Source organism: Candidatus Baltobacteraceae bacterium (genome assembly GCA_036489885.1).
GTDB lineage: Bacteria > Vulcanimicrobiota > Vulcanimicrobiia > Vulcanimicrobiales > Vulcanimicrobiaceae > JAFAMS01.
This window is the reverse complement of the sequence record DASXEW010000003.1, coordinates 142510-168389: the sequence shown is the minus strand read 5'-3', so window position 1 is coordinate 168389 and position 25880 is coordinate 142510. Positions and strand designations below refer to the sequence as shown.

Annotated in this window: 24 protein-coding genes; 15 read left to right on the top strand and 9 right to left on the bottom strand. The window is 59.2% G+C overall.

The window, feature by feature from the left end:
* Positions 1-104: 104 nt before the first annotated feature.
* Positions 105-1211, bottom strand: a complete 1107-nt coding sequence (locus tag VGG22_06750; protein HEY1728052.1) for a peptidyl-alpha-hydroxyglycine alpha-amidating lyase family protein — start codon at positions 1209-1211, stop codon at positions 105-107.
* Positions 1212-1244: 33 nt separating this feature from the next.
* Here VGG22_06750 and VGG22_06745 point away from each other — a divergent pair, with 33 nt between their 5' ends.
* The 7 genes from VGG22_06745 (at position 1245) to ileS (ending at position 12106) form a co-directional block, all read left to right on the top strand.
* Complete coding sequence (locus VGG22_06745) at positions 1245-2216, top strand: NADPH:quinone reductase (protein HEY1728051.1); 972 nt, start codon at positions 1245-1247, stop codon at positions 2214-2216.
* Between the two features lie 266 nt (positions 2217-2482).
* Positions 2483-4474: a DUF5693 family protein gene (locus VGG22_06740; GenBank protein HEY1728050.1), complete on the top strand. Its 1992-nt coding sequence runs from the start codon at positions 2483-2485 to the stop codon at positions 4472-4474.
* Positions 4471-5988: an aspartyl protease family protein gene (locus tag VGG22_06735; protein HEY1728049.1), complete on the top strand. Its 1518-nt coding sequence runs from the start codon at positions 4471-4473 to the stop codon at positions 5986-5988. The genes VGG22_06740 and VGG22_06735 overlap by 4 nt, the downstream gene beginning before the upstream one ends.
* A gap of 2 nt (positions 5989-5990) precedes the next feature.
* Positions 5991-7490: a retropepsin-like aspartic protease gene (locus VGG22_06730; GenBank protein ID HEY1728048.1), complete on the top strand. Its 1500-nt coding sequence runs from the start codon at positions 5991-5993 to the stop codon at positions 7488-7490.
* 6 nt (positions 7491-7496) lie between these two features.
* Positions 7497-8585, top strand: coding sequence for a polysaccharide pyruvyl transferase CsaB (csaB, locus tag VGG22_06725; GenBank protein HEY1728047.1), 1089 nt, complete (start codon positions 7497-7499; stop codon positions 8583-8585).
* On the top strand, positions 8586-9308 hold the full coding sequence (locus VGG22_06720; GenBank protein HEY1728046.1) for a site-2 protease family protein: 723 nt from the start codon (positions 8586-8588) through the stop codon (positions 9306-9308).
* Positions 9305-12106 carry an isoleucine--tRNA ligase gene (gene ileS, locus VGG22_06715; GenBank protein HEY1728045.1) on the top strand — a complete coding sequence of 934 codons (2802 nt, stop codon included), beginning with the start codon at positions 9305-9307 and terminating at the stop codon, positions 12104-12106. Before VGG22_06720 ends, ileS begins: the two co-directional genes overlap by 4 nt.
* 122 nt (positions 12107-12228) lie before the next feature.
* Here ileS and VGG22_06710 read toward each other — a convergent pair whose 3' ends face one another.
* From VGG22_06710 to VGG22_06700, 3 genes are all read right to left on the bottom strand, one after another.
* On the bottom strand, positions 12229-12435 hold the full coding sequence (locus tag VGG22_06710; protein ID HEY1728044.1) for a hypothetical protein: 207 nt from the start codon (positions 12433-12435) through the stop codon (positions 12229-12231).
* Positions 12432-12764, bottom strand: a complete 333-nt coding sequence (locus VGG22_06705; GenBank protein HEY1728043.1) for a hypothetical protein — start codon at positions 12762-12764, stop codon at positions 12432-12434. The genes VGG22_06710 and VGG22_06705 overlap by 4 nt, the downstream gene beginning before the upstream one ends.
* 221 nt (positions 12765-12985) lie before the next feature.
* Positions 12986-13270 (bottom strand): hypothetical protein, encoded by a 285-nt coding sequence (locus VGG22_06700; GenBank protein HEY1728042.1) that lies wholly within the window; start codon positions 13268-13270, stop codon positions 12986-12988.
* 454 nt (positions 13271-13724) lie between these two features.
* Here VGG22_06700 and VGG22_06695 point away from each other — a divergent pair, with 454 nt between their 5' ends.
* Together VGG22_06695 and VGG22_06690 are read left to right on the top strand one after the other, a co-directional pair.
* Complete coding sequence (locus VGG22_06695) at positions 13725-15242, top strand: helix-turn-helix domain-containing protein (protein HEY1728041.1); 1518 nt, start codon at positions 13725-13727, stop codon at positions 15240-15242.
* Between the two features lie 427 nt (positions 15243-15669).
* Positions 15670-18207 (top strand): LuxR C-terminal-related transcriptional regulator, encoded by a 2538-nt coding sequence (locus VGG22_06690; GenBank protein ID HEY1728040.1) that lies wholly within the window; start codon positions 15670-15672, stop codon positions 18205-18207.
* Here the strand turns inward: VGG22_06690 and tgt are convergent.
* From tgt to VGG22_06670, 4 genes are read right to left on the bottom strand one after another with little or no spacing between them, the layout of a single operon-like run.
* The gene (tgt, locus tag VGG22_06685) at positions 18197-19288 is read right to left on the bottom strand and encodes a tRNA guanosine(34) transglycosylase Tgt (protein HEY1728039.1); all 1092 of its coding nucleotides are present in this window, start codon (positions 19286-19288) and stop codon (positions 18197-18199) included. The genes VGG22_06690 and tgt overlap by 11 nt on opposite strands.
* Positions 19285-20178 (bottom strand): RluA family pseudouridine synthase, encoded by an 894-nt coding sequence (locus tag VGG22_06680; protein HEY1728038.1) that lies wholly within the window; start codon positions 20176-20178, stop codon positions 19285-19287. The genes tgt and VGG22_06680 overlap by 4 nt, the downstream gene beginning before the upstream one ends.
* Complete coding sequence (lspA, locus tag VGG22_06675) at positions 20147-20605, bottom strand: signal peptidase II (protein HEY1728037.1); 459 nt, start codon at positions 20603-20605, stop codon at positions 20147-20149. The genes VGG22_06680 and lspA overlap by 32 nt, the downstream gene beginning before the upstream one ends.
* On the bottom strand, positions 20602-21333 hold the full coding sequence (locus VGG22_06670; GenBank protein HEY1728036.1) for a cytochrome c biogenesis protein CcdA: 732 nt from the start codon (positions 21331-21333) through the stop codon (positions 20602-20604). The genes lspA and VGG22_06670 overlap by 4 nt, the downstream gene beginning before the upstream one ends.
* A gap of 56 nt (positions 21334-21389) precedes the next feature.
* Here VGG22_06670 and lgt point away from each other — a divergent pair, with 56 nt between their 5' ends.
* Both lgt and VGG22_06660 read left to right on the top strand, forming a co-directional pair.
* On the top strand, positions 21390-22220 hold the full coding sequence (gene lgt, locus VGG22_06665) for a prolipoprotein diacylglyceryl transferase (protein ID HEY1728035.1): 831 nt from the start codon (positions 21390-21392) through the stop codon (positions 22218-22220).
* Positions 22221-22267: 47 nt separating this feature from the next.
* A complete protein-coding gene (locus VGG22_06660; protein HEY1728034.1) occupies positions 22268-22792 on the top strand; it encodes a Uma2 family endonuclease in 525 nt (174 codons plus the stop codon).
* Positions 22793-22799: 7 nt separating this feature from the next.
* On the opposite strand, the gene VGG22_06655 is transcribed toward VGG22_06660, so the two are convergent.
* Complete coding sequence (locus VGG22_06655) at positions 22800-23444, bottom strand: hypothetical protein (GenBank protein HEY1728033.1); 645 nt, start codon at positions 23442-23444, stop codon at positions 22800-22802.
* A 53-nt stretch (positions 23445-23497) separates the two neighbouring features.
* Here VGG22_06655 and VGG22_06650 point away from each other — a divergent pair, with 53 nt between their 5' ends.
* The 4 genes from VGG22_06650 to VGG22_06635 are packed head-to-tail and all read left to right on the top strand — an operon-like array spanning position 23498 to position 25880.
* The gene (locus tag VGG22_06650; protein ID HEY1728032.1) at positions 23498-24211 is read left to right on the top strand and encodes a YggS family pyridoxal phosphate-dependent enzyme; all 714 of its coding nucleotides are present in this window, start codon (positions 23498-23500) and stop codon (positions 24209-24211) included.
* Positions 24208-24636, top strand: a complete 429-nt coding sequence (sepF, locus tag VGG22_06645; protein ID HEY1728031.1) for a cell division protein SepF — start codon at positions 24208-24210, stop codon at positions 24634-24636. Before VGG22_06650 ends, sepF begins: the two co-directional genes overlap by 4 nt.
* Before the next feature lie 6 nt (positions 24637-24642).
* Positions 24643-25149, top strand: coding sequence for a DivIVA domain-containing protein (locus VGG22_06640; GenBank protein HEY1728030.1), 507 nt, complete (start codon positions 24643-24645; stop codon positions 25147-25149).
* On the top strand, positions 25146-25880 hold the full coding sequence (locus VGG22_06635; GenBank protein HEY1728029.1) for a GvpL/GvpF family gas vesicle protein: 735 nt from the start codon (positions 25146-25148) through the stop codon (positions 25878-25880). Before VGG22_06640 ends, VGG22_06635 begins: the two co-directional genes overlap by 4 nt.

Here is a 25880-nt window from a genome sequence, read left to right as displayed (position 1 = left end):
CTCGTCTCGCAGACAAGTCGTAATCATCGACATCGTAATCGCCATCGACATGGAGAGGGTCATGAGTAAGGGTTTTAGCACAGGCGTGCTGCTCTGTCAAACCTTTACGACGGATGCAGGACGAGTTTTTGCACGCGCCAGTTCAGGATCTCGGAGACGTAAAGCTCGTGCTCCGACGCCGCTACCATCTCGTGAATCCAGCCGAACTGTCCGAGCCGCTTTCCGGACTCGCCTAAGACGCCGATCACCTCGCCGTCGAGGGTCATCTTGTAGATCCGCCCCGGATATGAATCTGAAGCGAAGAGATACTGCTTTGGTCCCGGCGAGATCGCGACCGTCCACGGCGCGCCGGGCGAGAACGTCCCGGTCTCGAGCCCTTTGCCCGCCGGGCGGTCGCCGATCGCGACGTACGTGTTCGGGTCGTACGCAACGTCGATATGGATTTGCCGAATGAACTCGCCCTTCGTATTGAAGACTTGAATGCGCCGGTTGGCGCGATCGGCGACGTAGACGCGATTCTGCGCATCGACGGCGATGCTATGCGGTGTGCTGAATTGGCTTGGCCCGGTTCCCGGCGTGCCCCACGACGCGAGCCACTTCCCGTTCTTGTCGACCTTCGCAACGCGCGAGTTGATGTAGCCGTCGCTGATGTATGCGTTGTCGTCGGAATCCCATGCAACGTCGGTAACTTGGCGAAAGCGTCCGTTCTCGGCCGGCAAGGGCGGATTCGGATGCTTGAGCGGACCGGTGCCTTCGTCCGAGGCTTCCAACTTGCGTCCGAACACCATGTCGACGCGTCCGTCGGGTTTGAACTTGATCACCATGTCGGAGCCTTTATCCGTGCACCAAATATTGTCGTAGCGATCGACTTTTACGGTGTGGGCGAATGACCACGCATATAAGTTATGGCCGATCTCGCGGATGAATTTTCCGTCCGATCCGAATTCCAGCAGCTGCGAAGCGGTCGCGGCATAGGCTGGTCCCGTCGAGTTTCCACGTGAGAAGACGAAGATGTGTCCTTTGGAGTTCAGCGCGACGCCAGGGCATTCGCCCAAATACAAATCGTCGGGTAACGTCAACAAATTCGGAACCGATTCGTAACGAATCGTCGGCACTTTGCGCAAGAGCGGCATGGGAGCGCTCTGCGCGAGCGCAGCCTGCCCCGCAGCGACAAGGTGGCCGCAGCAGCCCATTGCGGCGGCTCCAAACATGAACGAACGCCTTGATGTCATAAACCCCTCCTCATGTTTGCAGCCTTCTATACTAAGAACGGCCCAGCCCGTGAGGTCTTTCAGCTCGGCGAGGTCGCAACTCCCGAACCCGGACCCGGCGAAGTGCGCGTACGCCTCCGCACCTCGGGCGTCAATCCATCGGATTGGAAGGCGCGCGGCGGATCGCGCCCCATGGTGGCACCGCTCGTCATCCCGCACAGCGACGGCGCCGGCGAGATCGAGAAGCTTGGAGCCGGCGTCGATCGCCCAATCGGCGAGCGCGTCTGGATTTGGAACGGACAATGGAAGCGCGCCTTCGGCACAGCCGCGGAGTACATCGTCGTCCCGAGCGCGCAGGCTCCGCGACTTCCGGACGCCGCGACGTATGACGCCGGCGCATGTCTTGGAATTCCGGTGTTCACTGCGCTTGCGGCGATTCGGCTCGCGCGCGTCGAGCGCGGAACGAACGTGCTCGTCGTCGGCGGCGCGGGATCGGTCGCGCACTACGCGATTCAATTTGCCAAGATGCGAGGCGCGCATGTGATCACGACGGTTAGCGGCGATGTAAAAGCGGCGCATGCGCGCGCCGCCGGCGCGGATGAAATCGTGAACTACCGCAGCGAGGACGTCGGTGCACGCATCAAGGCGCTCACCGGCGGCAAAGGTGTTGGTGCCGTGATCGAAATGGACCTCAACAACGACGCAAAACTCTATCCGTCGATTCTTGCGTCACATGCTGCGATTGCCGTCTACGGAATGTCGAGCGGTGAAAGCACGATTCCCAGCAGCTGGATGATGCAGAACACGACCGATCTGCGGCTCTTTCTCATATATGAGATTCCTCAGGAGGATCGCGTCTCGGGGATTGCTGAGATTAACGAATTGCTGGAAGGCAATCGACTGATTCACACAATTGCGCGCCGCATGCCGCTCAAAGAAATCGCCGAAGCGCACGAAATCGTAGAACGCGGCGAACTAATCGGCAACGTGGTCTTAGAGACCTAGGTCACGTCTCGCCGTAAATCTTGGGTTAACCCCTAGCGAGGGAGCACCTTAGCAAGCTAGAATCTCGGCAGTCCCAGCAACCGTGGGCGTGCTGGTTAACGAAACGTGAAGACGTCGCCCACACCCGGTAGCGCAGCAATGTGCTACGCGACGGCAGTGAGAGCCCGCTGCAACAGCGGGCTTTTCTGTTTTGTCCACAGTTTAGGGTCTTGTATCCACAGGGCTCTCGCGAAGCTTTCTTCGGGAAGCCGCGAAGGAGGGTGCCCGTGAGTCGTTATCGCCAGGCCCTCGTCGCCGTGCTGGGTCTAGCGCTCCTCGCGAGCCTGTATGTGACGGCGATCCGCTATTCCAAAGAGCGGCAGAGCAAGCATGTCGAGATCAGCATGGATTGGACCGATTTCGATGCGCTCGCGCGCTCGTACGGATATAACGAAGAGCAGTTCCTAATAGAGCTGCGACGCGCCGGCCTCACGTCGATTGCGATCGGCGAGGAGCTGGGAGGCACGGTCGGGACCATCACGCCCAATGCCGCTGCTTTCACCGGCGCAGCTCTGATCAATCAAGCTCGTGTGACGCCGCTCGCAAACCCAACCCTTGCCAAGCTTATTCGCACGGGCAAAATCGACCCGAATTTTGAGTACCTCGTCGTCTTTAAGGACGCGACATACCGCCGCTATATACGTGATTTGCCGATTCGTTTTGGCGCGCCGGCTATTCGCATCTTGAGTCGTACGAATCCCTACGTCATCGCGATCCGCACGCAATCGGATTTCTTCAACGGCATGGGGCTCGGCATTCCGGAAGATCAATTTGCGCTGGCGCGCAAACTGCATCTTCTCGTCGATCCGCGCGTGCAGAACGACGAGCGTTACGGCGCGCCGCAAATCAACGCGCTCTTCGACTCGTTCAACCGTGGCGCAAAGCTCGGAACCGTCATTTTCATGGGACTCGCAAACGAAGTCGTCGGGTACCCCAATCACTTGCACGATACGGCCGACGCTTTTAAGCGTTCGCAGCTTCCATTCGGCGCGATCGAATGGTACGACAAAGCGCAGGATCAACGCGGAACGGAAGCCCTCGGCACGCTCCTCTCCGGGCGCGTGACGCGCGTGCAAGCGATCTCTAAGACCGAGCTCGACAAGTTAAGCCCGCAAACCGAGATCGCGCGATATATCCTCGGCGTGCGCGAGCGCAACATTCGCGTCGTCTACCTGCGTCCGTACGCGCATCTGTGGGAGAAGCGCTCGATCGAAGCGACCAACGTTGCGATCGTTCGCGGGATTGCGACGGGTTTGCGTTCACGCGGTTTCCCACTCGGGCGCGCGACGCCGGTGCCGCCATTCCGCATCAATCCGATCGTCGTAATCGCCGTCTCGCTCGCGGTACCCGCGGTCTTTCTCTTGATGCTCGAAGCATTCGGGATTGCCGACATGCGTTTGGCCCTTGCGCTCTTCGCACTCGACGTGATCGTCGTTGCCCTCAGCTTCGCGGGGCACCACGATATGGCGGTGCGCAAACTCGACGGGCTTGCTGCGGCACTGCTCTTCCCGGTTGCCGCGGCAATTGCGATTGCGCCGGTATTCCGTGGGGACAGTCGTGGGAATCCGTACATCGCGGGGGCGCGTGCGCTCGCGATCGCCATCGGAGTCGCACTTGCGGGAGCGCTCGTCGTCATTGGTTTGCTCAGCACACCCCTGACGATGGAGGAGATCGATCGCTTCTTCGGCGTGAAGACCGTGCTGGTCGTCCCGCCGCTTGCGATTCTCGTCCTGTACTGGACGACGCCGATCTTCGGCGGACGCCTTACGAACGTGCGCGAGTCGCTCAACTCGCCCGTGCGGATCATCCAGTTAGCCGTTCTGGGGATCCTCGCGGTCGCGGGTTTTTTCGTTATCATCCGCAGCGGCAATCAGCCCGACGTCACGCCGAGCACGCTCGAGCTGCTGCTTCGCTCGAAATTAACAGCGCTGCTTTCGGTGCGTCCCCGCTTCAAAGAGTTCGTCGCCGGTTGGCCGTTTTTGATGTTGCTGTCGACACTTATCCCAGCCGATCGTCGCGCGTGGGGTTGGTTTTTCGCACTGGCGGTTGGTGTCGGGCTGTCCGACGTGCTCGACACATTCTCGCATCTGCATACACCTTTGACTGTTTCGTTCATCCGCGTGATACTCGGCGCAATTCTCGGCGCGATCATCGGTGCGGTTGCGATCTTCGTCTATCGTTTATTTCGCAAGGAGGGCCGTAGTACAATAGCCGCGTGAAAACGCTGCGATTTTTCCTCGCCTGTCTTTTGCTATGTCCGGTGATGCCCGTCACCGCGCAAGAGACGATGGATGAAACGACCCTCCGCCAGCACATGATCATGGCCGAGGGTAAACCGCCCGATTCGTATTTTGAAGAAGACCGAACGACGTCCACGATTGGAGACGTAGCGCAGGTTGAGTTTCACCGCGGCATCGACTACCGCGTGATCTTCAATGACCGGCTCTTCCACGATGAAGTCGGACGATTCGAAGGGCACATTTGGGATCAAGATGCGAACGGCCTGACGACTATTCACGACCTGCCGGCCGGCAACGAGCGTCCGATGCCCACCAAGGTCACGGTTACGCGCGTAACCCAGCCACTCAACGCGTGGAAAGAAACCCAGCTGAATCCGGTGGGATTCGGTCGCATACGTTACGTCGATCCCGTGAACTTCCATGTCGTGCGTCTCGAATCGCTGACGCGCTACGGAACGATTACGAGTGACTACGACGACTTTCGAACGGTGAACGGATTTACACAGCCATATCACTGGAAGACGGACAACCAGGTAAGTAAGACACAAAGCGAAGGCAACGTCGTCGCGTTTGATGTTCGTCCCGTCACTGACGGAGATCTCGCGATACCACCGAGCAGACCGTTTGTTTCCTTCCCGTCGGATCGCGCGTCGGTAGAGCTGCCGACGACATTTCTTTATGACACGATCATCGTCCGGGTAATGGTCGGCGACCGCGGACTCGACCTTGCTCTCGACAGCGGCGCTAGTGGTATTGCCATCGATGGCCAGGTGGTGAAAGAGCTCGGCCTAAGAACCTCGCCAAGCCACTCAGCCGTCACCGCCGGTAGGTACGAAACTCGACAGGCAATTATTCCCGAGATGCGTGTCGGTGACCTGACGATGCACAATGTGGCCGTGAACACGATCCCTTTTGCGTTCGATTATGGTCCGTACACTAACCAAAGAACTACAGCAGTCGGGCTTCTCGGCTATGATTTCCTTCGAAGCGTGGGACTGACGATCGACTACGCCCACCGGCACGTTACGGCATTTCCAGCGGGGAGCTACCAGCCACCGGTCATGACGCCGGATTCGGACATCTTGCCGATCCGTCTAGGCGATCACGTTCCGGAGATCTCGGCGACGATCAACGGCGCATCCGCCGAGCACGTTGTCGTCGACACCGGCGGAGGAACTAGCCTGATCCTTTTCGATTATTTCACCGCGCGATATCCGGAAGCAATCTCCCCGAAGGTCACGACGTTCTTAGGCAACATGCCTGGGCCGATGTCGGGCATCGGTGGACCTTTCGAGAGCAAACCTGTCAGGCTTATGCGAGTCGGTATCGGCAAGTATAACATTCCGAATGCTGTCGCATTTCAAGTCGTATCGTTGCGACGATTCCAGTTCAACCTCGATGCTCTCGTTGGATATGAGTTCCTGAAGCATTTCACGGTCGGATTCGACTACGCCGCCGGAAAGATGTATTTGGTTCGCAACGAAGGCGAGTAGCCATGGCACCGTCATCAAGAGTCGCGAAATTTCTATTGCTCTGCATGACGTTGTCGATGATGAACCCGGTCGCTGCTCAACAGATGGATGCGGCATCGCTTCAGCAGCGGATGATCGAAGCGCAGGGGAAACCCCCCGATCAGTATCGCGAAGAGATCATAACGAGCTCGTCGCTCGAGGGCACCTATCTGCGCCGCGAGTATCATCGCGGGCTTGACTATCGTATCGTCTACGGTACGGGCGCGTATCAGCACCAAGCCGGCCGTGTCGAAGGGCGCGAATGGGATCAAGACGCGAACGGCATCACGACGGTTCACGATTCGACACCGAGCCAAGAGCGTGTCGAGCCGCGACGAGTAACGGTCACGCGCGTCAACCAACCCGTTTCCGCATGGCGTATTACGGATCAGGACGTGCACGGTTATGGAACGATCCGATATCTTGACCCCAGCAACTATCATCTCGTGCGGGTCGAGAACCTAACGCCAACCGGAACGATCACGACGGTCTACGATGAGTTTCGCGCGGACGGCGGCTATACGACCGCCCATCACATGGTGACCGACGACGCGACAACCGGCGCGCACATCGACGCGAACGTGATCACGTTTACGTCGACCACGATCAGCGACGCCGATCTCGCGATGCCGCCGAGCCGGAAATTCATCGAGTTTCCGGCGGGCAGCGGAGCGGTCACATTGCCCACGGATACCAATCCCCCGCATGTTACCGTGCGTGTGACGATCGGAGACCGAACTTTCAACTTCTTGCTCGATACGTCGTCGCAGGGAATAACGCTCGATGCCAACGTTGCGCGCCAAATCGGTCTGATCAACACAACGCAAACGCTGCTTGCGAATGCACGGCGCACCGGCGTCCAGGCAACGATTCCTGAAATGCGCGTAGGCGCGCTGAGGATGCACAACGTCGTCGTTTCGCTCGGACCCGTAAGTGCGGATCAGCAGATCGCTTCACAAGCTGTTGGAGCGCTTGGGTACGATTTCTTTCGGAGTGCGACCGTCACGTTTGACCACTCGAAGAGGCGCGTGACCGCTGTCCCCTCGGATCAGTTCGTTGCTCCGGTGATGACTCCGGATTCAGATATTCTTCGCGTGCGCGTGATCGATCACCAACCGACAGTCTCCGCGAAGATCAACGGAGCTCCGGCTGAACGCATTGTGCTGGATACCGGCGCGGGAGCGGACATGATTCTCTTCGGATACTTCGTCCGGCGGTATCCGGAGATATTCACGAGCAAGCTCGCGAACCCGCAAGACCCGACGCTTTACGGCGGCGCAAAAGAGCCGGATGCAAAAGGCTATCGAATGCAAGAAGTCGACATTGGCCGTTACAATTTCAAGCCGTTCGACGTGATCACGATCGATCAATTGAAGAACTACTCGCCCGAAACCGACGGGTTGATGGGGCCGGGCATGCTAGATCACTTCGCTGCGAGCCTCGATCTGCTGGGCGGCAAGTTGTACCTCTTGTACACGGGCTAGGCGACGATTCTGCGCCTGCTGCTCTCCGGTTATTATGGCTTCGGAAATCTCGGCGACGAGGCGCTGCTCGAGCTAACGATCCGCGAGCTGCGCCGCCGGCACCCCCAGCTCGCAATCGACGTACTCTCGCACGAGCCCGAAGCGACGAGCCGTCGCTACGGCGTCGAGTCGACCCCGCGAGCCGATCTTGGCGCAGTGCGCGCTGCGATCGGACGGGCCGACCTCGTGCTTTCCGGGGGAGGCGGCCTTTTGCAGAACGCAACCAGCACGCGGAGTCTCCTTTACTACACCGGCGTCATTCGCGCGGCGATCCGAGCCCAAAAGCCCGCGATGATCTTTGCGCAATCGATCGGCCCGCTCGATGCGGTTGGGCGGTTCATGGTTCGCGAGATGTGTCGCGGACTGCGGCGAGCCACGGTCCGGGACGAAACCTCGCGCGCGCTGCTCGAGCGCATTCTCCCAAAGGTGCTCGTCGAGCGGACGGCTGATCCCGTCTGGATGCTGGAGCGCAGCGATGCGGACTTCGATTTAGAAGCCGAGGGTCTCGGCGCGGATAGCGATCCGCTCGCGATCGTGTGCGTCCGCAAGATTCCGGCCTTCGAGCGGGGCGTGCGCGCGATGGCCGCTGCAGTCGATCAACTCTCGGCGCGCGGGGCCAAGGTCGCGTTTCTTCCTTTAGGTGGCCCGGACGATGCCGAGGCATCCACCACCGTGATCCGGGCATGCTCGAGTGCGCCCGTGCTCTTGCCGGCCTTCGAGCTGGAAAAAGCAGCGCACGTAATCGGGCGCGCGCAAGCAGTGATCGGGATGCGCTTGCACGCCGTCATCATCGCGGCGCGGCTAGGTGTTCCGTTTCTGGCGATCCCGTACGATCCCAAAGTTTCGTCGCTGTGCGCCCAGCTTGCTTGGCCGCTTCCGCCGTTGTGGGAGCCCAACAAACGCGGGAGCGGGACGGACCTGGACAACGTGCGCGCGCTGGTCGATCGTTTGTGGGACGAGCGAGAAAGCTTACGCGTGCAACTTGCATCACAACTTGACAAAATGCGCGCACTTGCGCAGCGGAACTTCGACGTGGTAGACGAACTCCTGGCCTAGATGGTCGGGACGTATTCGCTCGGCAGAATCTTTCGCATCCGGGTGGGCTTTCATATCTCCTGGATTGCGTTATTTCTGTTTGTGGTTTGGGCGATTGCGAGCTCGCTTTCGGAATTACACCAGGCGCTTGCGTTCGGACTCGCTTTCGTATGCGCGCTCTTGCTCTTTACGAGCGTCATCGTGCACGAGTTTGCGCACGCGCTTGTAGCACGCCGCTTCGACGTACAGACGCGCGGCATCACGCTCTTCATTTTCGGCGGCGTTGCGACGCTCGAGAGCGAGCCGCCGACAGCGCGCGCCGAAGCCGCAATCGCAATTGCAGGGCCGCTCACGAGCGGACTTGTTGCGCTCGCGTGTTACGGCATCACCTGTCTCATCGATCGTATCGGCCACGGACCGATCGCTGCCGGCGTTAGCGTGACCTTCGCTTACATCGCAGTTGCGAACGCCGTGCTTGCCGTCTTCAATCTCGTTCCCGCATTCCCAATGGACGGCGGCCGCATCTTGCGTGCGCTCATCTGGATGCGCACGCGCGACCAACGCGCTGCGACAATTGCCGCAGCGCTCGTCGGAGTGACGCTCGCGTTGTGCATCGGCGTCGCGTCGCTCGTCATGCTCGGCTCGACGCATTCATGGCCGTACGCGTGGTACGCGGCGCTTGCGGGATTCATCGCCTGGAGTGGGTGGACACATCTGAGGGCAGCGCGAACCACTGGCGGATGACCGGCGAGACCCGAGACTACCGAAACACCCTCAAACTTCCCAAAACCGCGTTCCCGATGAAGGCCGAGCTTACAAAGCGCGAGCCCGCCCGGGTCCAGTGGTGGGCCGAGCAGCGCACGTATGAAAAGCGGCTGGAACGCAATAAGAGCGCGCAGCCCTGGATTTTGCATGACGGTCCGCCGTACGCGAACGGCAACTTGCACATGGGACACTTCCTGAATCGCTTCCTTAAAGACGCGTTCACGAAGATTCATCTGCTCGACGGTGCGTGGTCGTGTTTCGTGCCGGGTTGGGACATGCACGGGTTGCCGATCGAGCTTGAAACGCTCAAGCATCTGGGGCTCGATTATCACAAGGTCGATCCGATCGAGCTGCGCGCGAAGTGCAAAGAGCGCGCCTTGCACTGGCTCAACATTCAACGCGACACGATTTTGCGCATGGGTTGTTTCGCCGGGCTCTACGACGATCCGTATCGTACGATCGATCCGTCGTTCGAACGCGCGATCGCAAACACACTTGCGGATCTTGCCGAACGCGGCTTGATCTACAAGGGCCTGCGCTCGACGCTTTGGTGCATTCACGATGAAACGGCGCTCGCGGAAGCTGAAATCGAATACGAAGACCACGTCTCGCCATCCGTCTACGTCCGCTTCACCGCATCGCCCGCGCAAAAAGCCGACATCGTTGCGCGCTTCGATGACCCTGCCTTGTCATCCCGAGCGAAGTCGAGGGACGGCGAAAATCTTTCCGTCGTGATTTGGACGACGACGCCGTGGACGCTTCCGGCAAACTTGATGATCGCGCTCGACCCCAAGGCGCCGTACGGCATCTACGAAGCGGACGGCGAATTGTTGCTCGTCGCGCAAGCGCTCTCGGAGCACGTTGCGCAAAAGCTTGGCAAGCCGATGAAGCTCGTGGCCACGGCGACAGGCGAGAAACTGGATCGCGCCGCTGTGCGCCATCCGTTCTTGGACCGCGATTCACTGATCGGCATCGCCAACCACGTCGAGCTCGACACCGGTACCGGTGCCGTGCACACGGCGCCCGGACACGGTGCCGAAGACTTTGAGCTCGGCGTCGCCTATGGATTTGAGCCGCTCAATCCCGTCGATGCGTCCGGACACTACACCGCCGACGGCGCGCCGTACACCGGCATGGAGATCTTCGATGCGAACGCGGTGATCATCGACGATCTGCGCAAGAGCGGCAAGCTGGTCGCGTACGAAGATTATAAGCATTCGTATCCGCACTGCTGGCGTTGCCACAATCCCGTCATCTTCCGTGCGACGGCGCAGTGGTTCATCGGAATGGATCGTAAAGATCTGCGTCAGCGTATCCTCAGCGTGATCCCATCCGTCGAGTGGATCCCGGATTGGGGCGAGCAGCGCATGGAACAAATGATCGAGCTGCATCCCGAATGGTGTCTCTCACGCCAACGCACGTGGGGCACTCCGATTCCGGCGATCGATTGCGCGAGCTGCAACGAATCGATTCTCGACCCGGCAGTCGCGCGAATCGCCGCGGAACGTTTCGGCAAAGACGGGAGCGATGTGTGGTGGACGTTGCCGGTCGAGGAATTCTTGCCCGACGGCTTCCGCTGCACGAAATGCAACGGCACCAGCTTCCGTAAGGAATTCAATATCGTCGACATCTGGTTTGAATCCGGTGTTACGTGGCGCGGCGTGCTGTGGGAACGCAAGATGCCCTTCCCCGCGGATCTGTATCTCGAAGGCGGCGATCAATATCGCGGCTGGTTCCGAAGCAACTTGATCACGTCGGTCGCCGTAACGGATGGACCGCCCTATAAAGGCGTGCTCTCCTACGGATGGGTGAACGACGCCGAAGGTCGCGCGATGTCGAAATCGATCGGCAACTACATCGGCGCGCTTGACGGCATGGAGACCTATGGCGCCGACGTCTTGCGTCTGTGGGCGGCATCCGTCGAGTGGAGTGCGGACGTTCGTTTGGGTAAGACGATGCTCGAAAATGTCGGGAACGTCTACCGCAATCTGCGTTTACGGTTGCGGTATTTGCTTTCCGCCGTCGATGACTTGCCGGTCGCGCGGATCATTCCGCGCGAGAAGATGGAACCACTCGACCAGATTGCCCTCGCGCGCGTCGACGAGCTTGCGAAGCAAGTACGCGAGGACTATCTCGCATTTCGCTTGCACGACGCATACCTAGCGCTGGTGAAATTCGATCAAGAGTTTTCGGCGTTTTACGTCGACGCGGTCAAAGACCGGCTCTACACGAGCGCGCCGGACTCAGATCGCCGGCGCAGCGTGCAGAGTGCCTCGCTCGAGCTGCTCAAAACGTTGTGCGTGTTGCTCGCGCCGATTCTGTCATTCACGACGGAAGAAGCCTGGCAGTTCTTGCCCGAGCAGTTGCGCGCCGAGTACGAAAGCGTTTTCGATCTGACGTTCCCGTGGATCGAGCACGTCGATGAACCGAAGCTCGAGTTATGGAATGAGCTGCGCGCGCTGCGTGCGCGCATCGCCGCAAACGAAGGTTTGCGCGATTACCAGTTGATGGCGCACGTCACCGCACCGCACGAACGCTACGGTCGCTACGCGGCGCTTGGGGACAATCTGCGCGAAGCCTTGATCGTTTCCGACGTCGAGCTCAAAGAAGTTTCAAACACGACACCCGAGATCACGCTTGCGAAAGCGTCGGGTGACAAATGCGTGCGCTGCTGGAAGTATCTGCCGCTCGGAACCGATTCCGAACATCCGCAGCTCTGCGCAAGCTGCGCGGAAATCGTCCGTGAGCTCGACGAGTCCGTTTCCACGCACGCCTAAGAAAAGGAAGAAGCCGGAAGTGGTCGCTACTTCCGGCTTCTTTTTTTCCTCGTTCGGGTCGGCGTTGTTGGACCTCGGCCGGCGGCCAACGAGGATCAGCCCACACCACACGGGCAGTGAGGTTACGCGCTAAGCGCGTCGGTAAAATCTGTCCAATAAGCACTCTTACGATGATCGCGGCACGGCTGCCAGAGATACGAGAGATCCGCCTGGATCGCGAGGCATCCGCAGCGCCAGGAGAGACACGTTGACTCGTCGCGCACTTCGTTGTCTTCCGCTGTTCCGATTAGTGAGAGCAGCGCGGGCTTGGAGATAGCGATCGTCGTCATGCCGCGGCCCACTCGGGCATCTCGATCGTCGCCGTCAGGCGCGCATCGAGACGCAACTTCGGAAGCGGACGGAGCGTGTCGTCTTGCGCTTCGAGCGCGAGCGCGCACTTCCACGGCTCGTCTTCCGAAAGGACAAACGGAAGGTGCGGGTTGCTCGCCAGATCGTAGCTGAGCAAATTGACACCGCTCGGGAGAAAATCGACGATTGAAAGCGCGAACTCCATTCGGAGCTGCTCTTCCCGGGTCGGGAGCGAGCGCAAATGGGCTGGATTCAGCCGAATGCGGGCGTCCTGGACGATTTTTGCGATTTCGGTATCGAGTGTATGCATGGTCCGTTTCCTTACTTGCGAGGAGGGGACGATTACATCGTACCGGTCGCTAAGGGGCCGTGCCCACGCAGAACTATGGGGTCTGAGCCCCGAAGCCCGTTAAATCAGGGTTTTTTTAAAACAAGGCAAGCAAGCGTTCGGGCTTCCCCGACGCTTCACGAACGGAATTCTCTGGTTGGCGAGAGGCTGCGGAGTGTCCACAGCCCTCGCCATCCAGTTGTTTAGGCCGTAGCCGCCAGGCTGCGATCTCTTGCGAGAACCGCGTCCGCGACGTGGTGCCGAGCGCGTAATAGGAACCCGACCACGTTTGAGAGGTCGTTCCGGCCATAGCGCTTTGCCCACACCTTCGCGTAAGCGTTGCAGCCGGCATAGATGAGATTGCAGACATCCTGCGAGTCCATGGTGCGCGCTGTGCTTGTGGCCCAGCGGGCTAGAAGCGTCGGATCGCCTGCGACCACCGCACGATCGATCTGTTCGAGTGCGCTCGGAATCCGAGGCGCGAGCAAGTCAGGATCGCTGGTCGTGCAGCTGCCGATGAGGCTGAGTGTTTCTCGAATTTCCGGGCTAGGAAGCTGCGCCATTCGACTCATGAAAGGCCGACAGGCATTACGTCCATGATGTGGCTGATAGACTGAATGATCGAAAGCATGATGTGAACGACACCGAGTAAAAGCATGAGGTCCTCTCCATCAAAAGGATGAGTGATCTGCCGGCAGTCTAGCGCCTCGCTAAGCGCGCCGCGCCTCCAGTTTTGGGAGGGGGCAGCCCGGATTCGCTGATGGCCTGAATCTGCGGCGCAAATGAGAATATAGCAAGATTACGCTCGCTTGTGTTGCTCCCAAACTTTGGGCCGGCTACTTGCCGGGGAGCCCCAGCGTGTGCTATGCCCTATTGCAAGGTGGCAGGACCCTCTTCAGACGGGAAGGGGCGCTTTTGCTGTCCCTCTGTAAGGCGAAGCAAGTGGACGAGCCCGAAAGCGAAAAGTTATTTAAGGACGCTACGGATGCACTGGCGTGGATCCGTGAGTATGGGTTAGACGCGTGCGAAAAGGACGACCGCGCGGACGTTGAGCGCGCCCTTTCTCTCATACCGATTTCGAAACGAAGTAGCGATCCCGCATGCTTGGCGGTTCGGGCGGCACTAAAAAGATATGAAGGCCACATCGACAAGGCCCTCGAGCTTTATGAGCGTGCCTCAGTAAGCGCCGCTGGAGATAGCCACCTGCGCGCGCAAATCGCTGAGAACCTGGGTGTACTTCGATTTCTACGTAAGGAGACAATCGAAGCTGAAAAAATCGTCGAGAGCGCTCTGTCAGCAACCCCGGATTATTCACCTCTAATCGCTCTTCGCGCGACATTTCGCGCGCATCGCGGAGACAGTCGAGCTCGGGCCGATATTGATGCTGTAGAACAGTCTGCATTGCTACTCCCGGACTTGTGGCGAGCTCGCTCGTTCATTCGCACATGTCACGCCGCGTATATTCTCGGTGACATTCCTGATGCAGAAAAGTACGCACATCTCGCCGTTGAAAGCGCCGAAGCTGCGGGAGCAAGCCGACAGGCCGCCACCGCCTACCAGATCTTAATGAGTATCTACTCTAACTATGTTGGCGATGTAGCTCTTAGTTTGCATTACGCGGATATGTGTGCGGACGCGGCGACGAAGGCGGGAGATAAGACACAATGGCTCATCGCACTGGTGTCACGCTATGGGTTAGCGGCGGAGATAGGCGATCGAGCACTCGCGGGGGACCTTCGCGCTCAACTCGAGCCCCTTCGTGCTGCGGAGAAGTACGGTGAACGGTTTGTCATCGTTTTTGCAGATGCACTATACTATTCTTGGACTCTTGCTTTTGATACGATGCGCCAGTATCTCGGCGCCGTGAGTCTCGGCAGAATTGGCGACGCGCAGCGAGCAATATGTCACGGGCTTCGAGCAGTCGCCGCGTCTGGCTGCGGTGATGAAGAGGAAGCGCTACAGTACGCTTACCGTGCTCTCTCGATGGCACGCCCCACAGCGAAGGAATCCGTCTTCGAGACGCGGCTACGCTTACTGGCGCGGGTAATGGGGGCCACCGTGCTGATGCGCGCAAATCGAAAGAGCGAGGCGATGCGCATGTTCCACGCTTTCAGCCATCGCATGACGTTGTCGGTGCGCCGTCTTATGCAGGCGGTAGTCGACGATAATTATGAGCCGTTGCGTGATACGGCCCCCGATTTGGTCGGTTACGGCATGATGTTCCAGGCTTTGCAGCAGGCCGAAGCACAAATTTACGAATCAACCGTTCGTTTGACGAAGCGAGAAACTGAGATTCTACATGCCTGTGCAGCAGGTGAGACTGCTCGCATGATCGGGCAGAAGCTCGGAATCGATGAGGCGACGGTGGTCTGGCACCGAAATAATATTCTTAAGAAGCTCGGTGTAAATCGTACGATAGCGGCGATCGCCAAGGGACGCGTTCTCCGCCTAATCCCGTAACAGGCCAAGCTCGTAGCCGCGGGCGACGATTTGCGCCCTCGATCGGGCCTCCATCTTTGCGAAAAGCATTCGAATGTGAAACTCGATCGTCGGTCTGCTGCGATCGAGACTTGACGCGATTTCTTTGCTTTGCATTCCCTGCGCCAAGGCTCGTACTATCGCGAGTTCGATGTTTGAAAGACTCCGGCCGCTCTGCATAACCCCTCCGCGATAAGCTAGCGAGGACACTCCGTATTTGTGCGTAGCGTACGGCGCTGCGGCGCGACTGCCAATGAGGAAAATTCACTAAATCGACCCGCAAAACCACTAATCAAGACCCGTAGCAAGCAGAGCCAAATGGCTTATCCACAGCTTATTAACAAGGGGCAGGCATAAGGAATTCAGTAACCGCGCCGCCTTAGGCACCGCTAAGAAGGGCCATGGTCGCATGGATCTTAGTCCACGACTGTCTACGATTGTAGACAGGGCGCTTCAATATCGTATTACTGAAATTGTTGCACCGGCCGGATTCGGGAAGACGACCGTTTTGAATGAGTTGACGTCAAAACGCGGCTTCCGCCTTGCGTCAATCCGCCCCAATGAGGACGCGGTGCTTGCGTTAATGCGGGCGTTATGCGAGGCAGTGTCCTCCGATCTCCCGGACCTGTTGCGAGCACTCCCCGAAGCATTTCAGAATGCAAGTGCCTCACGATCCGATCTTGGCGCGTGGTTCGCGGAATCAATCCGAGGAAAAGATTATAAAATCGCGGTTGACGACGTCCATCACCTCGGAGATGACGCAACGGCACTGCAGTTGCTAAGTCTCGTTGTTGATAGCACTGAGGGCGAGTCGCAGTGGGTACTAGCCTCGAGAACGTGGGCTCAATTGCCGACGGTCGAATGGACCGTCAAGGGTGTTGAGGGCGCGCCGTTATTTGAGAGCGATCTCTTGTTTTCGGCGACGGACCTTGAGCACTTCGCGGCGGCCATGGGCGCCCGTCTAACCGAAGAGGATGCGAAGGGAGTAGTCGAAGCCACCAAGGGTTGGCCGCTCCTGTGTATCTATGCCGTTCGACTGCTGCAGCAAGGGCACAGCACCGAGCATGTACTCGGCTCGATCCGAGGACGCGGGATCGAGTCGCTGTCCGATCAACTGCTATCAAAGCTGTCGTTACAAGAGCATCGGTTGCTTCTGACGCTCGTTTTGCTAGATGGCGCATTGCCGGAAGAGTTGGAGATCGCTCAGGCCGGCGGAGCGAAAGACGTGTATCGCCTTGCGCTCGCGGGCGTTCCGCTATGGCAGAGCAACGATCGTCGATGGAGACTGCACGACGTTCTTCGAGCGCAGCTGTTAGCACGCTGCACATCGAACGGAGTCGAGGACGCTACGGCCCTTGCCTCCGAGTTTGAGCACCAAAAGGACCTAGATAACGCGCTCAAAATCGCGGTCGCCTCGGAGGCGCCGCGAAACGTTCGTAGATTATTGGAGCGTCACGCGTACTATTTTGTTGATTCGGACGATCCGCAACTCTTGCGCACCGCCCTTACAATGTTGACCGGCGATGCCGTTCAAACTTCCCCTCGACTGTTGCTCATCCGAGGCCTAAACGAACTCGTACGTGGTGAGCCCGCAATCGCCGTGGATTTCCTACGCAAGGCCGCCGAGCTAGCTGAGACCGGGTTTAAGGCGTACGCTAAAGCTCGTTTATGTCAGGCGCTTTTGGCGTGGGAAGGCCACCTCGATGAAGCGCGCGTGGTCGTCGCTGAGCTTGCCGATACGCCTCTCCCAAGACAGGACGAAGAGGCCTGCGAAGTCCTCAGTATTCTCGGTCAAAGTCTTTCGATTTTTCGAGACCATGTCAACGGGAAGAAGGCGATTCGAAGTGCCCTGGCGCTGCTGCCGGGAATCGCAAATCCGCGGATTGAGGCGAGGACATATCTTCGAGCAGCACGTGTAGCGTTCAGCGCGGGATTACTCGACGAAGTGGCGGCGTACGCTCAGCGTTCTATTGAATTAGGAGAATGCTGTGGATTCAATGCGTTGTCGTGGGCGTATCGGACGCGACTCGTTGCGACAGCTCCCACTGACGAGGCCGAAGCCATCGACTGCGCGCGAAAAGGCCTTGCGGCAGCCAACCGCATTCTCAGCGTCGTAAACGCCTACACAAATAGTTGCTCGCTATTCGCCTTTTCGTGCCGCTCGGGTAATTTGGACGAGGCTCGGAGGTTGCGTAGAGTTCTCTTCCCGATTCCCGCCAATTTGCGCGAACGTATTGGCGCAAACGCTCAGATTGTTGCGGCGCAGTTGGCGCTGATTGAAGAGAACTATTGGGAGGCCGCTTCGCTGCTCGCGGAGATTTCAAGTTTCGGCGATTCAACTTTAGACGGCGAGTTCATCGACGCGCGTCAAATTTTGTTCAACGCACAGTCGGCATTTCTCAACCACCTGACTGGCAATGAGGACGCCGCAAACAAAGCCGCCTTAAGCGTGATTCGAATAGCGTCACAGCTCAAATTTGATGGGGCGGCGGCCACGTCAGCAATTCCGGAAATCGAGATATCAGAAACGATGGCTGCGGCTGTCCTCGGTGCGAACGGACGAATTGCCGAGGTTGAAGACGTCTTTGAGCGATTGACGCAGTTTGCGCACGAAGAATACAGGCGTGATCTCGCTCGTTGGACGCATATCGCGTTAACCGAGCCGGAGGCGGACCCATCGGCAAGCGCGATGCGCTTTTCCGGCGGAATCATCGAGTTGATCCGGCGTGTCTTGACTAGGGCACAACGGGAGCCGCTAACGCCTACAGAACGGCGCGTGCTCGAGTCCTTAGCACTCGGACGATCCAATAAAGAGATTGCGGCGATTACCGGCAAGTCGATCAAGACGGTCGACAATCAGGTTTCGGCAATCCTACGAAAACTTCAGGCGCGTAGTCGCGGTGAGGCTGTCGCGCGGGCGCGAAGTACGGGAGCTATTAGAGCGTAAGGAACGCTTCTCGAAAGTTCTCCCACGTGCCGGCGCAGATTGCAGTTCGTGCATCGCGCATGAGTCGAACGAGCACGTAGACGTTGTGATACGAGAGCAAGTGCGCGCCTAGCATTTCACCGGCTCGGAAGAGATGGGAGAGATACGCTCGCGTATACGTTTTGCAGACTTGACAGTCGCACTCGGGATCCAGCGGCGAGAAGTCGCGCGTAAACGCCGCATTCTTGATGTGCAGCTCGCCTCGGCGCGTCATCGCGCGGCCATTGCGACCGCAACGCGTCGGATACACGCAATCGAACATGTCGATCCCCGAGTCGACGGCTACGATCACATCGCGGACCGTTCCGACACCCATCAAATAGCGCGGCTTCTCCGCCGGAAGCGTGGATGCCGCAAAACGCATCATGCGTTCCGTCGCTTCACGGCTTTCGCCCACGGAAAGCCCGCCGATCGCGTACCCGGGGAAATCGAGCGCGATCAGTTCGTCGGCGCTTTGTGCGCGTAAGTGCTGATCGAGCCCGCCTTGCGTGATTCCGAAGAGCAACGTTCTCTCGCGTGCTTTCCAGGCGTCGAGGCAGCGCTTTGCCCATTCCGTCGTGCGACGGACGGACTCGCCTAGCGTTGCATCATCGGCGGGCAACCGAACGCAAACATCGAGCGCCATCGCGATGTCGACGCCGAGCGCTTCCTGAAATGCGACGACGTTCTCCGGCGTGAATCGATGCGTGCTGCCGTCGAGATGCGAGCGAAACGTGACACCGTCGTCATCCAGTTCACGTCGAGACTCGAGGCTGAAAACCTGAAATCCGCCGCTGTCGGTGAGAATGGGCCGTTCCCATGCCATGAACTTATGTAAGCCGCCGGCGGCAACGATCGTCTCGAGACCCGGCCGCAACCACAAATGATAGGTGTTGGCGAGGACGATCTGCGCGTCGATTTCGACGAGATCGCGCGGGGCCAGCGCTTTAACAGTGGCGGCCGTTCCGACTGGCATAAAGGCGGGCGTCTGCACCGTGCCGTGCGCAAGCGCCAGCGTTCCCGCGCGCGCCGGGCCGTTCGTCGCGTCGAGCCCGAAGCTCATGCGCGCAAAAATTCTCGTGCCGAGAGATACTCGGGCGGGGGCTCGACCTCGAAGTGCAGTCGCTCTTTGGTTCGCGGATGCTTGAGATCCAAACGCCACGCGTGAAGCGCCTGCCCCGGCAGCGCCAGCCGGTGATCCGCGCGTCCGTAGATCGGATCGTTGATCACGGGATGTCCAATCGTCGCAAGGTGCACGCGAATCTGATGCGTGCGTCCGGTTTCGAGTTGGATGAGCAGCTCAGCGGCGCCGTTTAATTTTTGTTGCAGCTTATAGTGCGTGACTGCCGGACGTCCGTCCGAGCGAATCGCAAAACGCAAACGGTTCGTCGGATCGCGTCCAATCGGACCGTCAATCGTTCCCTCGGGAGCTTCCGGAATGCCGCGAACGATCGCAAGATACTCGCGTTGGATGTAGCGCTTCTGCATCGCGCGCCCGAGCGTCGTGAGCGCTTCCGGCGTCTTGGCGATTGCGATCAGACCACTGGTGTCGCGGTCGAGGCGATGGATGAGTCCAGCGCGCACGCGCTCGCCGGGTAACGCGGGTGCGTGCGCGAGCAACGCGTTCACGAGCGTTCCGTCGCTCGCGCCGTGCGCCGGATGCGTCACCATTCCAGCCGGTTTGTTGACGATGAGCAGATCGTCATCTTCGAACACAATCTCGAGCGGAAGATCCTCGGGCTCGACGACAAGGTCGGGGCGCGCCGTCACGTCATAGTCGATGACGTCGCCTTCGTGCAGCGGGAGACTTGGTTTTGCCGGCTCCCCGTTGACGCGAATCAGCGTAGCCTTGTGTGCCGCCGCGACACGCGAACGCGGCAGCCCGCTGATGCGCGCGATCACCGCATCGGTGCGGTGGCCGTCATCCTCCTGCTTGGCGACGTACTGCTTCAGTTCGCAAGCTCACAAGCACGAGGGTAACGACGCCGACGCTGATGCATGAATCGGCAATATTGAACACCGGCCACCAGTGCAGGTCGATGAAGTCGACGACAAAGTGGTAGTGGATGCGATCGACGATATTACCGATCGCACCGCCGACGATCGCACCGAAGGCGATGCGCACGATTAGCGACTGACGTGCTGCATCGCGGAACGCGAACCAGAAGACCGCGAGCACGACGAGCGCCATCACGACCAACAGAGCGGCCGAATCGCCGAAGAGGCCAAATGCGCCGTGCGTATTCTGCACGTAATCCCACCACAGCACGTGTGGAATCACCGTGCGGCTTTCATTTGGAAGAAACGTGTGCATGACGAGGCGTTTGGTTAGCTGATCGGCGACGAGCACGATCAGGGCCGAGAGCCAGAGTCCGGTCACAGACTCGGGGTCGGGATGAACTGCGAGAAAAAGCTCGCGACTTTTGAAAACAGTCCGAAGAACGCGATGCATCCCGTCGCGACGAGCAAGCCGCCTGCTACGAACTCGATGGGGCCGAGGAACCGTTTGATCCGGTTCATCGCAGAGAGCGAGAAGCTGATTGCTGCGGCGGCTATCAGGAACGGAATTGCGAGACCCAGCGAATAGACGGCGAGCAAAAAGATTGCATTGCCGATATTCGTTTGTTGCGATGCGAGCAAGATGACGCTCGCCAAAAACGGACCGACGCATGGTGACCAGCCCGCGGCGAATCCGACGCCGACCAAGAACGACGCAAGCAGCGAGCGATTGGGGCTGTGGACTTGCACGCGCTTCGTCATCATCAAGAACGGAATGCGGAAGACGCCCATCATGTTGAGGCCCAAGACCACGATGACGACGCCGCCGATCTTGGCGATGAGTTCTTTATTTGCCGCGAAGGCTGCGCCGAGCGCCGCCGAACCGAGCCCAAAGATCGTGATGAAGATGAACGAGAAGCCAAGCGTGAACGCAACGGCGTGCAAGAACACCTTGAGACGGTGAATCTGCTGCGTGCCGTCGCGTAATTCTTCGACGCTCGAACCCGTCAAAAATGAAAGATATGCGGGAACAAGCGGTAGCACGCACGGTGAGATGAAAGACAACAGGCCAGCACCGAGCGCGGTCAAGACGTTGAGATTCGGCTGCATCGACCAGCCGCGTTTCGAGCAGGGAGGAGCCGTCGCCTCCGGCTAACGCGCGCATTGTGGAGCACTGGTTTACTTATCCCAATATCAATCCGATCGCGATTCAGATCGGGCCCGTTGGCATACATTGGTATGGCCTGTCGTATTTGGCCGGATTCATTCTGGTCTTTCTCTGGTTGAATCGGCCGGCTGGGCGACGCCGGCTTGGGTTGTCGACCGAAGAGATTCAGGATTTTCTCGTCTACGCGCTGATCGGCGTGCTCGTCGGCGGGCGGCTCTTTTTCGTCGCGGCCGACATCGTCACGCGGCATACGCTGGGCGACTATATCTCGAATCCGCTCAATATCATCGCCGTCTGGAATGGCGGGATGGGATTCTTCGGTGGTCTGATGGGCGTCATGCTTGCGATATGGCTATTCTTGCGCAAGCGTCCGCAGCTCAAGTTTCAGGTCTTCGCCGATGAGATCGTGATGATGATCCCGATAGCGCTCATGTTGACGCGCTTTGTGAATTTCATCAACGACGAGCTGCCGGGAGACATTTGCAATCCGGATCGTCCGTGGTGCATCAAATTCCCGAATTACTACGGCTATCGGTACCCCTCGCAGATATTCGAAGCGATCCTCGACATCTTGGTCCTGCCGATCCTCCTGATCGTTTATCGGCGCCGTGCGCCCGATGGTGTCGTTGCGTGGACGTGGTTCACGTGCTACGGCATCTGCCGTTCGCTGGGCGAGATTTGGCGCGAGCCGGACGCAACGCTGGGGCCACTCACCGCTGCGCAGCTGATCTCCATTCCAATGATCGTCCTGGGAATCTATCTCATCGTGCGTGCCCTGCAGGGCGGCACCCACACCGACGAGACCTTAAAGCCGAATCCTACCGCGTAATCTTGTCACGCGCGAAAACCGCGTGATAAGGTCGGTGTGAGGTCGCGATGTTGTCAATCGACGCATGGTTGGACGAGAAACCCTACAAAGAGCTTTTCGATGGCGTGGTTCACGAGAAGGTGAGCCCGCAGCGCGGCCATGGCGAGATCATGCTTAACGTGGGGATTCTCCTCAAGGCGTGGGGCGGTGATCGAGGCAGCGTAGCAATGGAGCTGCGAGCCTATCTCGGCGAAGGCGTTACCCTCGTTCCCGACGTGGCCTACGTCTCGGGAGAACGCCTCGCGAGGCTTTCGGCTGAAGAGCAAGAGCGGCCGCCCTTCGCACCCGATATCGTCGTGGAGGTTCGCTCGCCCGAGGATCGCGAGTTGCGAATTCGTCGCAAAACTGAGCTCTATCTCGCGCATGGAGCAACGTTGGTTCTCAATGTCGATCCGGCCACGCGCACGATTCGTGTTACCGATGTGCACGGCGAGGCGATCTTTCGCGCGCGGGAAACGATCGAGCACGCGGGCTTTCCCGGCCTTCAGATTCCGGTCGACGACGTTTTCGCGTCGCTCGATCGGAAGTGGTAGTGCGCCCCTAGGGAAGGTCGAACGAGACGATCTGGTCGGCCTCGCGATGGTTCGTCCAGAAGTGCTTGCCGTCGAACGCGAGGGCGCGTGCGGGGAACGAGACGTGCGCGATGTCTTCGACCTTGTTCGAGCCGTTGCGCTCTACGCGCGTGATCCAGTAGTCGCCTTTGGCTTCGTCGTCGGTGGTTAGCACGTAGAAGGCGCCGTTCGCGAACGTTTGACCGCAGACGCCGTGCGGGATCTCGATCGTCTCTTGGACGTTGCCCTTGGTGTCGACGGCCAGCAAGCGCTTTTTATACCACTGGCTGACGTAGAGGCGTGTCCCATCGAACGACAGCTGTGAGCCCGTGTCTTCGGGGCACTGAAAATCCCCATCGCGCGTGAAGCCCGAACCCGGAACGAAGCGACGGACAAAGCGGTTGTCTTCCTCCGTTTCGCCGCAAATGACGCGCAGCTCGCCGTTCATCGCGGCCATGCCCCACGGTTTGCCGGGCGCCGCGGCTTCAAATCCGATTGCAAGCGTATCCGGATTGAGACGATAGATTTTGCTCGTCGCAATCGATCCGATCCACAGTGACGAGCCATCGAACGCAACCGATTGCGGTTTTTCAAACGGCGCGGGTCGACGGCTGGTCTCGCGAATCTCTTGCATCCTTCACCTTTCAAATGGGGGAGCGGCACGGTGCCTGTGGAAGAGAACATTCCATGGAGCTCGCCCTCGGAGCGCCGATGAACGCTTCGACGACGATCGCTGAGCGCGTGCAACGTCTTCGTGAAGAAGTCGCGGAAATCGCTCGCTCTGCGAACAGAAACCCGGCTGAGATTGCGATCGTTGCCGTCTCGAAGCTTCAACCCCGGCAGTTCGTCTTCGAAGCGTATGCCGCGGGCATTCGCGCGTTCGGCGAAAATCACGTCCAGGAGGCGATCCCGAAGTTTGCGGGCCTTTCGCATTCGGCCGAACGCCACTACATCGGGCACGTGCAGACGAACAAAGCGAAGCGGATGGTCGCCGAATTCGATCTCGTGCAGAGCGTCGATCGCCTCGAAGCCGGCTTGGCGCTCGCCAAAGCCGCGCGCGAACGCGAAACGCCGACGCGCGTGCTGCTCCAGCTCAACATCTCGGCGGCAGAGCGCTACGGTCTGCAACCCGAGCTGGCACCAGAGATCGCCGAGCGGTTGCGTGCCGAGGGGCTCGAGGTCGCCGGCACGATGGCGATCGGCCCGCTAACAGACGATCCCACCACCATTCGAGATGCATTTCTGCGCGCGGCTGAGGCGCACCAGCGCGTGGGCGGACAGATCCTATCCCTGGGGATGAGCGCTGACTGGCCAATCGCGGTCGCATGCGGATCCACAATGATCCGCGTCGGCACCGCGATCTTCGGCCCACGCCCGAGAAAAGGAGGCACTCCCGCATGAGCGTTTTGGAGCGCATCGGTTCATTCTTCTCACTGCGCGATGACGACGATGATGACTTCGACGAGCACGGTAACGTCGTGCCGATCACGTCGACCAATCGTATTCGCGCCGGAGGCGTCGAGGTCGCGATCTTCGCGCCCGCCGCTTTCGGGGACGTCACCGACATCGCCGACGCGCTGCGTTCGCGCCATGTTGCAATCGTCAACTTGCAAGGCGCCGATCGCTCGCTTCTTCAGCGCGTTGTCGACTTTACGTCAGGCGTTGCCTACACAATCGACGGAAAGATTCAGAAGCTCGCCGATTCAATTTATCTCGTCGTGCCTGCCGGCGTTGCGGTAAATTCTGCCGGTGTGCGCGAAGCAATTCAAAACGACACACTAATCGACCTCAAGCCGCGTACCACATTCGGCGCGCGGCAGGGCTAAGGTACGATGCAACGGATCACGCCAGTCGACATACAGCACAAGACCTTCAAGAAATCGCTGCAAGGCTATGACCGCGCAGAGGTCGACCAGTTCCTCGATGACCTGATCGAATCGCTCGAGGACGAGGCGCAGGAAAAGGCCGCGCTCGAAGCGGAAACCGCGGACCTTCGCGAGCGTATCAGTCATTTCAAGGCGATGGAAGAATCGCTTCAGAACACGCTGATCCTCGCGCAGCGCACGGCCGATGAGGTCAAGGCGACAGCCCACAAAGAAGCCGACGTCATCAAAGCGCAAGCGAAGATGGAAGCGGAAAAGGAGATCGGCTCTTTGGTCGAACGGACCGACGAAGCAAAGCGCGAGTACCAGCGATCTCTCGACAACGCCGAAAAGGCACGGAGCGAACTGAGGAGTCTCTTGATGACCCACCTTGCATTACTGGAACGAGTCGCCCCGAGCCCGGTAATACTCAACGGCATCGCTGAACTTCCCGATCAACACACGCTCGTCCAATGAGCCGTGCACAGGCGCCTCTCGCGTCAGTCGATCGCGCCTATCATCTTATCGGTGTCGCAGACGAAGAATTTGCAGGGCGCCGTCTGCGGGTCGAAGGCGAACGCATCACGTTCTCGCGCTTCGAGAAGATTGCGCTGTTGCTGCGCACCGTCGAGGCGGATATTTGGACGCCGCAGACGCTCGAGCTGAAGAAGAACGATTCGAGCTGGCTTGTGCGCGAAGCACGTCTGCACGAAGCAATCGTTTCCCGCGCGATGATTCAAGGGACGGTCGTTCCGGTTCAGCCCTTCACCGTCTACGCTGACTCTACGTCGCTCGACATGGCGACGCGCGCTCACTATACGCGCTTTCGCCGCAGTTTGACGCGCATCGCGGGCAAGGCTGAGTGGGCCGTTCACGTCTATCGCGGCCCGCATCGCTTGCCGGAGCTGACGCCGTACCTTTTGCGTACGATGATGGCCCGCCCACGCGAAGACGCGAACCGCAAGACCGTGCGACCGCACAGCGATCACATCATGCAAGTCTGGAGGGCGTGCTCGGCGGTTTCGACGGCCGCGCGCCGGATCGAGGCACTTGCCGATTCGCATCAATTATTCTGCGGCGCGTTTCTCGTGACGCAGACGCGCCGCGACGAATTTCGCGAGACGCTCGAGAAGTTGCATCCGCAAGCCAAAGAGCTTGGCTTGACGTACTATCTCGAAGGACCGCGCCCCGCATTTAACTTTATCTAG

Bases quoted from the DNA above. Each gene is read 5' to 3' on its own strand.
- VGG22_06650 (HEY1728032.1), top strand. From the start codon at position 23,498: ATGGAGCTCGCCCTCGGAGCGCCGATGAACGCTTCGACGACGATCGCT.
- VGG22_06655 (HEY1728033.1), bottom strand. From the start codon at position 23,444: ATGCAAGAGATTCGCGAGACCAGCCGTCGACCCGCGCCGTTTGAAAAA.
- VGG22_06750 (HEY1728052.1), bottom strand. From the start codon at position 1,211: ATGTTTGGAGCCGCCGCAATGGGCTGCTGCGGCCACCTTGTCGCTGCG.
- VGG22_06720 (HEY1728046.1), top strand. From the start codon at position 8,586: ATGGTCGGGACGTATTCGCTCGGCAGAATCTTTCGCATCCGGGTGGGC.
- VGG22_06640 (HEY1728030.1), top strand. From the start codon at position 24,643: ATGCAACGGATCACGCCAGTCGACATACAGCACAAGACCTTCAAGAAA.
- ileS (HEY1728045.1), top strand. From the start codon at position 9,305: ATGACCGGCGAGACCCGAGACTACCGAAACACCCTCAAACTTCCCAAA.
- VGG22_06710 (HEY1728044.1), bottom strand. From the start codon at position 12,435: ATGACGACGATCGCTATCTCCAAGCCCGCGCTGCTCTCACTAATCGGA.
- sepF (HEY1728031.1), top strand. From the start codon at position 24,208: ATGAGCGTTTTGGAGCGCATCGGTTCATTCTTCTCACTGCGCGATGAC.
- VGG22_06730 (HEY1728048.1), top strand. From the start codon at position 5,991: ATGGCACCGTCATCAAGAGTCGCGAAATTTCTATTGCTCTGCATGACG.
- VGG22_06660 (HEY1728034.1), top strand. From the start codon at position 22,268: ATGTTGTCAATCGACGCATGGTTGGACGAGAAACCCTACAAAGAGCTT.
- VGG22_06635 (HEY1728029.1), top strand. From the start codon at position 25,146: ATGAGCCGTGCACAGGCGCCTCTCGCGTCAGTCGATCGCGCCTATCAT.
- tgt (HEY1728039.1), bottom strand. From the start codon at position 19,288: ATGAGCTTCGGGCTCGACGCGACGAACGGCCCGGCGCGCGCGGGAACG.
- VGG22_06690 (HEY1728040.1), top strand. From the start codon at position 15,670: ATGGATCTTAGTCCACGACTGTCTACGATTGTAGACAGGGCGCTTCAA.
- VGG22_06670 (HEY1728036.1), bottom strand. From the start codon at position 21,333: ATGCAGCCGAATCTCAACGTCTTGACCGCGCTCGGTGCTGGCCTGTTG.
- VGG22_06745 (HEY1728051.1), top strand. From the start codon at position 1,245: ATGTTTGCAGCCTTCTATACTAAGAACGGCCCAGCCCGTGAGGTCTTT.
- VGG22_06705 (HEY1728043.1), bottom strand. From the start codon at position 12,764: ATGCATACACTCGATACCGAAATCGCAAAAATCGTCCAGGACGCCCGC.